The sequence below is a fragment of the Actinophytocola sp. genome, from assembly GCF_035712165.1.
GTDB lineage: Bacteria > Actinomycetota > Actinomycetes > Mycobacteriales > Pseudonocardiaceae > DASYTH01.
In genome coordinates, this window is the sequence record NZ_DASTBH010000362.1 from 1 (window position 1) to 7,746 (window position 7,746).

The 7,746-nt window shown below is 71.2% G+C and carries 9 protein-coding genes; 2 read left to right on the forward strand and 7 right to left on the reverse strand.

From position 1 onward, the window contains the following. Window positions 1-73 precede the first annotated feature (73 nt). Window positions 74-1,057, reverse strand: coding sequence for a winged helix-turn-helix domain-containing protein (locus VFO68_RS20030; protein ID WP_325159861.1), 984 nt, complete (start codon window positions 1,055-1,057; stop codon window positions 74-76). A gap of 66 nt (window positions 1,058-1,123) precedes the next feature. Between VFO68_RS20030 and VFO68_RS20035 the strand changes: the two genes are divergently transcribed. Further along, window positions 1,124-2,347: an MFS transporter gene (locus VFO68_RS20035; RefSeq protein ID WP_325159862.1), complete on the forward strand. Its 1,224-nt coding sequence runs from the start codon at window positions 1,124-1,126 to the stop codon at window positions 2,345-2,347. A 68-nt stretch (window positions 2,348-2,415) separates the two neighbouring features. On the opposite strand, the gene VFO68_RS20040 is transcribed toward VFO68_RS20035, so the two are convergent. Then, the gene (locus VFO68_RS20040) at window positions 2,416-2,760 is read right to left on the reverse strand and encodes an Lsr2 family protein (protein ID WP_325159863.1); all 345 of its coding nucleotides are present in this window, start codon (window positions 2,758-2,760) and stop codon (window positions 2,416-2,418) included. Between the two features lie 127 nt (window positions 2,761-2,887). After that, the gene (gene lysS, locus VFO68_RS20045) at window positions 2,888-4,393 is read right to left on the reverse strand and encodes a lysine--tRNA ligase (protein ID WP_325159869.1); all 1,506 of its coding nucleotides are present in this window, start codon (window positions 4,391-4,393) and stop codon (window positions 2,888-2,890) included. A gap of 63 nt (window positions 4,394-4,456) precedes the next feature. Between lysS and VFO68_RS20050 the strand changes: the two genes are divergently transcribed. Then, on the forward strand, window positions 4,457-5,206 hold the full coding sequence (locus VFO68_RS20050; RefSeq protein WP_325159864.1) for a class I SAM-dependent methyltransferase: 750 nt from the start codon (window positions 4,457-4,459) through the stop codon (window positions 5,204-5,206). On the opposite strand, the gene VFO68_RS20055 is transcribed toward VFO68_RS20050, so the two are convergent. The 4 genes from VFO68_RS20055 to VFO68_RS20070 form a co-directional block, all read right to left on the reverse strand. After that, window positions 5,203-5,991, reverse strand: coding sequence for a type III pantothenate kinase (locus VFO68_RS20055; protein WP_325159865.1), 789 nt, complete (start codon window positions 5,989-5,991; stop codon window positions 5,203-5,205). The genes VFO68_RS20050 and VFO68_RS20055 overlap by 4 nt on opposite strands. A 4-nt stretch (window positions 5,992-5,995) precedes the next feature. After that, window positions 5,996-6,469, reverse strand: a complete 474-nt coding sequence (gene panD / locus VFO68_RS20060) for an aspartate 1-decarboxylase (RefSeq protein ID WP_325159866.1) — start codon at window positions 6,467-6,469, stop codon at window positions 5,996-5,998. An 11-nt stretch (window positions 6,470-6,480) separates the two neighbouring features. Next, window positions 6,481-7,347, reverse strand: a complete 867-nt coding sequence (gene panC / locus VFO68_RS20065; RefSeq protein ID WP_325159867.1) for a pantoate--beta-alanine ligase — start codon at window positions 7,345-7,347, stop codon at window positions 6,481-6,483. After that, on the reverse strand, window positions 7,344-7,746 hold a 403-nt coding region (locus tag VFO68_RS20070; RefSeq protein WP_325159868.1), incomplete at its 5' end, for a DUF2520 domain-containing protein. The genes panC and VFO68_RS20070, both read right to left, overlap by 4 nt.

The following is a 7,746-nucleotide window of genomic DNA, read 5'->3' on the forward strand; positions in this document are numbered from 1 at the left end:
AAGAACGGCCAGGGCCTGTGCGAGACCTGCCCCCGCCTGTGCTCCCGAGATTTGAGCTGACCGCTTCGCGTGCTCAGTCCGCCGCACCCGCGGCCAAGGTGTCGCAGAGCGGTGTGCGCTGGTAGAGGACCGAGCGGCCGGATCGGGCCCGGTGCACCAGGCCGGCCCGGAGCAGGACGGCCAGGTGATCACCGACGGCGCCGGGCGCCAGCCCCAGGCTGCGGGCCAGTTGGGTGGTGCTGGCCGGGCTGGCCAGCGCCGTGAGCAGCCGGGCGCGGGAGCGCCCGATGAGGTCGGCCAGCGCGCCGGGGTCGGTGGTCGGGGCCGGCTCCCAGAGCCCGGCGATACCCCGCGCCGGGTAGATCAGCGCCCGCGGCCACGGCGGGTCGGCGTAGGCGGCGACGTGCGGCCAGATGAACACCGAGGGCACCAGCAGCAGACCGCCGCCGCCCAGCTCGACGGTCTCGTCCCGGTGCCGCCAGTCGATCTCGATGGCGTCGTCCCGCCAGCGCAGCCGCCGGTCCAGCCCGTCGATCGCCGCCGCCCAGCCGGCCCGGCTGAGCAGGCCCGCCCGGTGCACGATGTCCCGCTCGCAGATCGCCCGCAGCTGCAACCAGTCCGCGGCCAGCAGCGCGTGCCAGGCGGTCTCCAGCGCCGTGGCCAGCCGCTCCACCACCCGTGGACTGTGCAACACGGCCAGCACGGCCGGGTCGTCGGTGGGCTGGGCGGCCAGGCAGTCGGTGATCTCCTTGCGCGCCTGGGCCAGCGGGGTGGACCGGACCGCGGCCAGATCCAGCTCGACGGTCTGGGCCAGGCTCTGCGGCGGCGGCGCGACGAACGCGGCGCCCCAGTTGCGGGACTGCAACGCGAGCGCGGCCGGCAGCTCGGTCTCCGCGCGCAGCCGCCGGAAGACCGGCCGCAGCCGGGCCGACCACTCCCGGGGCAGCGACGCGTCCTGGCCGGACAGCTTGCGCAGCAACTGGTTGAGCTCGAGCAGCGGCGCGGTGGCGAACCGGCTGTTCACCAGGTCCGCCGTGCTGGTCCGGAACCGGAACATGCTCCGACCTTACGGGCAGGGACGTAACTTTGGTCCGCCGCGGCACGCCCGGCGAAACTCGGGATCATGACCGAAACCCGGACGACCTTCCGCGAAGTGCTGGCCCAACCGGTGTTTCGGCTGATCTTCTTCGGGCGCGCGGTGGCGATCGCCACGGACACGCTGCGCATCGTGGCGCTGTCCGTGCTGATCTTCGCCAGCACCGGTTCGGCGGTGCTGGCCGCGGTCGCCTTCGGCATCGGCTTCCTGCCGCAGGCGGTCGGCGGGGTGCTGCTCGGCGCGCTGCCCGACCTGGTCCGGCCCCGAATCCTGATCACGGCCGGCTACGCGGCCGAGGCCCTGGCCGCCGCGACCCTGGCCCTGGTGCCGCTTCCGGTCTGGGCGAGCCTGACCATCCTGGGCGCGGTCGCCTGCGTGACGCCGGTGTTCCACGGCTCCTCCGGACGGCTGATCGCCGAGGTGCTCACCGGCGACGCCTACGTTGTCGGCCGCTCGCTGTTCCAGGCCTCCAGCGCGGTGGCGCAGTTGGTCGGGCTGGCCGCCGGCGGCATCGCGGTGGCCGCGCTCGGACCGCGGCACGCCCTGCTGGTCTGCGCGGTGACCCACCTGGCGGTCGCGGCGGCGACCTGGCTGCTGCTGCCCGACCGGCCCGCGCCGGGCCGCCCCGGCGAGCAGGCGCTGATCAGCCGTAGCTGGCGGGGCAGCAGGCAACTGCTTGCCGACCGCACGGTTCGGCGGATGCTGCTCACCTTCTGGCTGCCGCCGGCGTGCGTCACCGGCGGGGAAGCACTGCTCGTGCCCTACGCCGAGATCATGCGCCACCCGGCCGGCTCGGCCGGGTTCATGCTTGCTTGCGTTCCGGTCGGAATGATCGTGAGCGACCTCGCCGTGGCCCGGCTGCTGCGACCCGCCACCCGGGAACGTCTGACCGTTCCGCTGATCGGGTTACTCGGTATGCCCCTGGTTGGGTTCTTTTTCGATATCGGACCGGCACTCGGCGGCGTCCTGCTCTTTCTCACCGGATGCGGTTTCGCCTACAGCATCGGCCTGCAGGGCCGATTCCTGGAAGCCGTCCCGGAAGACGCCCGCGGGCAGTCGTTCGCCCTGATGTCGACCGGCCTGATGACACTCCAGGGTTTGGGCCCACTGGTCTTCGGGGGGTTGGCCGAACTAATACCGATCGGGTCCGCCATGGCCGCCGCCGGAGTGGCGACACTGTGCGTCGCGGTTTGGCTTAGCGTGTGTGATTGGTCGCGCCCCGGTGCCATTGCCGAAGTAATTCCGCGTTGAGAACCCCCAGCTGCCCCGAGGGGGTGCCGGTTGCCCAGCCGGCAAGGCCCCCTCATACGAGCTACCGATCAGGCCTGCGAGTTGTAGGCATCGATAACGTCCGACGGGATTCGGCCCCGGTCGGAGACCTTCATGCCCTGCTTGCGCGCCCACTGCCGAATTGCCTGGTTCTGCTCGCGATCGGCGGTGGCGGTGCGGGCCGGGCGGCCGACCGGACGGCTGTTCGCGCGCTTACGGCCACCGGAACGGCGCGCGTGATCCACATACTCCGCGAGTGCGTCACGCAGACGCTCGGCATTGTCTTCGGACAAGTCGATCTGGTATGACGCCCCATCCAAACCGAACTCAACAGTCTCCTCGGCCTCGCTACCGTCCAAGTCGTCTACCAGTGTGACGGTCACCTTCTGCGCCATGAACGTCCTCCTTCGGCAAGCTCACACGGGGATTGCGGCCGCATCGGCACACAATACAAATACTCCTACCGACCAGGTTAGCGCAAATCGTGGAGTTATTGTCTGGCTCAGCCGAGCGTGCGCCGGATCATTCCGGCCGCACCAGCGGGAACAGGATCGTCTCCCGGATGCCGAGGCCGGTGAGCGCCATCAGCAAGCGATCGATCCCCATTCCCACACCGCCGGCCGGCGGCATTCCGTACTCCATGGCTCGCAGAAAGTCCTCATCAAGCCGCATGGCCTCGTCATCACCCGCCGAAGCCAACTTCGCCTGGTCCTCCAACCTGGCGCGTTGCACAACTGGATCGACCAGCTCGGAGTAGCCGGTGGCCAGCTCGAAACCCCGAACGTAGAGATCCCACTTTTCCGTCACTCCCGGCTGGCTGCGGTGCGCCCTGGTCAGCGGAGCGGTCTCCACCGGGAAATCCCGCACGAATGTCGGAGCCGACAGACCCTTGCCCACCAAGTGCTCCCACAGTTCCTCGATGAGCTTTCCGTGTCCGCCGCGCTTCGGGTCCACCTCGATGCCATGCGCGTGTGCGTGCTTGCGCAACAACTCCACCGATGTGTCCGGGGTGATCTCCTCGCCGAGCGCCGCCGAGAGCGATCCGTACATGGTCAGCGCAGACCATTCCCCCGAAAGGTCGTAAGGCGATCCGTCCGCCAACGTGACCACCTGGGTGCCGAAAACGGCGTCCGCGGCTTCCTGCACCAACTCCCGGGTCAACACCGCCATGCTGTCGTAGGTCTCGTAGGCGGCGTAGTACTCGAGCATCGCGAACTCCGGCGAATGCGAGGAATCCATCCCCTCGTTGCGAAAGTTCCGGTTGATCTCGAAGACCTTCTCGATACCGCCGACCACGCACCGCTTGAGGAACAACTCCGGCGCGATCCGCAGGTACAGGTCCATGTCCAGCGCGTTGGAGTTGGTCACGAACGGCCGCGCGGTGGCACCGCCGTGCATGGTCTGCAACATCGGGGTCTCCACCTCGGTGAATCCCCGACTGTGAAAACTGTCCCGCAGTGAGCGCACAACTCCAGCGCGTATCCGGGCCACCGTTCGCGCCTGCGGCCGCATGATGAGATCGACATAGCGCTGCCGAATGCGGGTTTCCTCGGACAGGTCCTTGTGCGCGACCGGCAACGGCCGCAATGCCTTCGCCGCCAATTGCCACTCACTGGCAAGAACCGACAGTTCCCCCCGCTTGGACGTGATGACCTCGCCCCGGACAAATACGTGGTCGCCGAGATCGACCAGGGACTTCCACTCCGAAAGCGCGTCCGGGCCGACCCGGTCCAGGCTGAGCATCGCCTGCAGTTCGGTGCCGTCGCCCTCGCGCAGCGTCGCGAAGCACAGCTTGCCGGTGTTGCGCAGGAACATCACCCGCCCGGCGACCCCGACGACGTCGCCGGTGAACGTGTCCGGCGGGAGATCGGAATGGGCGGCGCGGACCTCGCCGAGGGAATGCGTCCTGGGCAGTTCGACCGGATAGGGCTCGACCCCCGAGGCCAGCAGCCGGTCGCGCTTGTCCCGACGGACCCGGATCTGCTCGGGAAGATCGTCGGGGGCGTTCTCGGGGAGCTCTTCGGTCATGGATTCCAGCCTACGGAGAGCGCTGAAGGCCTGGCCAACGGGTATTGACCTAGGTTTGGGGGCATGGACGATGACACGCTGGCCGCCCGGCGAGCCACGTTCGGACCCAACGCCGCCGCGTACGCCCAGCATCGGCCCGACTACCCGGCCGAGGCCATCCGGTGGGCGCTAGCCGGTGCGACCCGGCCGGTGCGGCAGGTGCTCGACCTCGCCGCCGGCACCGGCAAGCTCACCGGCGGGCTGGTCACGCTCGGGCTGGAGGTGACCGCCGTCGAGCCCAACCCCGGCATGCGCGCAGAGTTCGCCCGGCAGCATCCCGGCGTGCCGGCGCTGGACGGCACCGCCGAGCGGATCCCGCTGCCGGACGCCTCGGTGGACGCGGTGCTCGGCGGGCAGGCGTTCCACTGGTTCGACCTGGCCCGGGCCTTCCCGGAGTGCGCCCGGGTGCTGCGGCCCGGCGGCGTGGTCGCCGCGCTGTGGAACACCGAGGACCTCCGGGTGGAGTGGGTCGCCGAGCTCAACCGGGTACGCCAGGAGACCCACGGCGACCCCTGGCCGCACGAGTCGGGGATGCCGGACTTCGGGGAGTTCGAGCCGTTCGAGGTCGCCCACTTCGACCATGCCCACCGGCGCACCGCCGAGTCGCTGACCGCGACCATCGCCACCTACTCCCACGCCGCGGTGCTCCCGGAACCGGAGCGCAAGGCGGTCCTGGACCGGGTGCGGGGCTTCCTCGAGTCCCGCCCGGAGATCGCAGGCGGCGAGTTCGACCTGCCGCTGCGGACCGTGGTGCAGCGTGCGCGGCGGCGCTAGCGGGCGTTGCGCTCGAACACCAGGCGCAGGCCGAGCAGGGTGAGGTCCGGCCGGTGGTGCGCGATGGTCTGCGACTCGTCGATCACCAGCGGGGCCAGGCCGCCGGTGGCGATCACGGTCACCGGGCCGGCGTGCATGGTCCGGGCCAGCTCGTCGGTGATCCGCCGGACCAGCCCGTCCACCTGGCCGGCGAACCCGTAGATGATGCCGGACTGCAGGCACTCCACCGTGTTCTTGCCGATCACCGAGCGCGGCCGGACCAGCTCCACCTTGCGCAGCGCGGCCGCCCGGGCGGCCAGCGCGTCCACCGAGATCTCGATGCCCGGCGCGAAGACCCCGCCGAGGAACTCGCCCTTCGCCGACATCACGTCGATGTTCGTGGAGGTGCCGAAGTCGACCACGACGCACGCGGTCGAGTACAGGTGGTGCGCGGCCAGCGTGTTGATCACCCGGTCCGCGCCGACCTCGCGCGGGTTGTCCACCAGCAGCGGAACCCCGGTGCGCACCCCGGGCTCGACGATCACCCGCGGCACCGACTCGTAGTAGCGGCCCAGCATCACCCGCAGCTCCCGCAGCACCGCGGGCACCGTGGACAGCGCGGCCACCCCGGTCACCTCGTCGGCGTGCGCGCCGAGCAGACCGCGCATGGTCAGCGCGAGCTCGTCGGCGGTGATCCGGGCGTCGGTGCGCATCCGCCAGTCCTGGACCAGGGTGGCCCGCTCGCCCTGGCCGGAGTACAGGCCGAGGGCGATGTTGGTGTTGCCGACGTCGATGGTGAGCAGCACGCGGTCAGCTCTCGGTGGACAGCAACGCGTCCAGCCGGGCGGCGTCGGCCGTCTCCGCCGCCGGTAGCTCCGGCGCCGCGTCGCTGCCCAGCCCGGACCCGGCCGGGGCGTGCGCCGGGTCGGAACCGGCGGAGACGATCCGGTTGTCCGCGTCGACGAAGATCACCTTGGGCCGGTGCGCGGCCGCCTCGGCCGAGTCCATCAGGCCGTAGGAGATCACGATCACCAGGTCGCCCGGGTGCACCAGGTGCGCGGCCGCGCCGTTGACGCCGAGCACGCCGCTGCCCCGCTCGCCCGGGATCACATAGGTCTCCAGCCGGGCCCCGTTGGTCACGTCGACGACCGCGACCTGCTCGCCCGGCAGCAGGTCCGCCGCGTCCAGCAGGTCCGCGTCGACCGTGAGCGAGCCGACGTAGTGCAGATCGGCCCGGGTGACCGTGGCCCGGTGAATCTTGGACTTGAGCATGGTGCGGAGCATGGTGACCCTCCTTATGCGCCGAGCAGCACCGGGACATTGTCGATCAGCCGGGTGGTGCCGACCCGCGCGGCCACCAGCAACCGCGCCTCGCCGTGTTCGGGCGCCGGGCCCAGGTTCGGGTCGCGCAGCTCCAGATAGTCGACGTCGATCCCGGAGGACGCGGCGAGCACGGCGCCGGCCTCGTCGAGGACCGCGGCGGCGCCGCCCGTGCCGGCGTGCGCCCCGGCGGACAGCGCGGCGGACAGCGCGGTCGCCGCCTGCCGCTGCGCCGGGTCCAGGTAGGCGTTGCGGGAGGACAGCGCCAGCCCGTCCGGCTCGCGCACCGTCGGCACCCCGATCACCCGGGTGTCCATGTCCAGGTCGGCCACCATCCGCCGGATGAGCACCAGCTGCTGGTAGTCCTTCTCGCCGAAGAAGGCGAAGTCCGGCCGGACGATGTTGAGCAGCTTGGCCACCACGGTGAGCACCCCGGCGAAGTGCCCGGGCCGCGCCGCGCCCTCGAGCTCGTCGCCGAGCGGACCGGGATGCACCGTCACCTGGGCGCCCGGCGGGTACATCGCCGCGCGCTCCGGGGTGAACACCACCTCCACGCGTTCCTGCGCGCACACGTCGAGGTCGGCCTCCAGCGGCCGGGGATAGCGGTCGAAGTCCTCGTTCGGCCCGAACTGCAGCGGGTTGACGAAGATCGACGCGACCACCACGGTGTTCTGGATCCGGCCGGCCCGGCGCAGGAGATCCCGGTGCCCGGCGTGCAGCGCGCCCATCGTGGGCACCAGGGCGACCTTGCGGCCGACCGCGCGCAGCGCCCTGGTCAGCTTCGCCACCTCGTCCGGTCCACTGTGGACATGCAGCTTCCCGCGGGTGAACTGGGCGGTCATGGCTGGTCCTCCTGCCCCTCGATCGCGTCGAGCACGTCCGGGGCGAGGTCGGGCCGCAGCAGCCCGGCGTCCTGGGCCCGGCGGGCGGTGCGGGCGGCCAGCGCGCGGTAGGCCGGCAGCATCTGCGGCGCGTGCTTGGTCAGCACCGAAAGGTGCGCGCGGACGGTGCCGGCGTCACCCCGGGCCACCGGGCCGGTGAGCGCCCGGTCGCCGTGGCGCAGCGCGTTGTCCAGTGCGGCGGACAGCAGCGGTCCGAGCAGCCGCGCCGGGTCGCCGACGCCGGCGTCGCGTAACAGTTCGGCGCTCTCACCGACCAGCGTGACCAGGTGGTTCGCGCCGTGCACCAGCGCCGTGTGGTACAGCGGGCGGGCGGCGGGCGGGATGCGCACCGGCTCCGCG

Bases quoted from the DNA above. Each gene is read 5' to 3' on its own strand.
- VFO68_RS20030 (WP_325159861.1), bottom strand. From the start codon at position 1,057: ATGTTCCGGTTCCGGACCAGCACGGCGGACCTGGTGAACAGCCGGTTC.
- VFO68_RS20035 (WP_325159862.1), top strand. From the start codon at position 1,124: ATGACCGAAACCCGGACGACCTTCCGCGAAGTGCTGGCCCAACCGGTG.
- VFO68_RS20040 (WP_325159863.1), bottom strand. From the start codon at position 2,760: ATGGCGCAGAAGGTGACCGTCACACTGGTAGACGACTTGGACGGTAGC.
- lysS (WP_325159869.1), bottom strand. From the start codon at position 4,393: ATGACCGAAGAGCTCCCCGAGAACGCCCCCGACGATCTTCCCGAGCAG.
- VFO68_RS20050 (WP_325159864.1), top strand. From the start codon at position 4,457: ATGGACGATGACACGCTGGCCGCCCGGCGAGCCACGTTCGGACCCAAC.
- panD (WP_325159866.1), bottom strand. From the start codon at position 6,469: ATGCTCCGCACCATGCTCAAGTCCAAGATTCACCGGGCCACGGTCACC.
- panC (WP_325159867.1), bottom strand. From the start codon at position 7,347: ATGACCGCCCAGTTCACCCGCGGGAAGCTGCATGTCCACAGTGGACCG.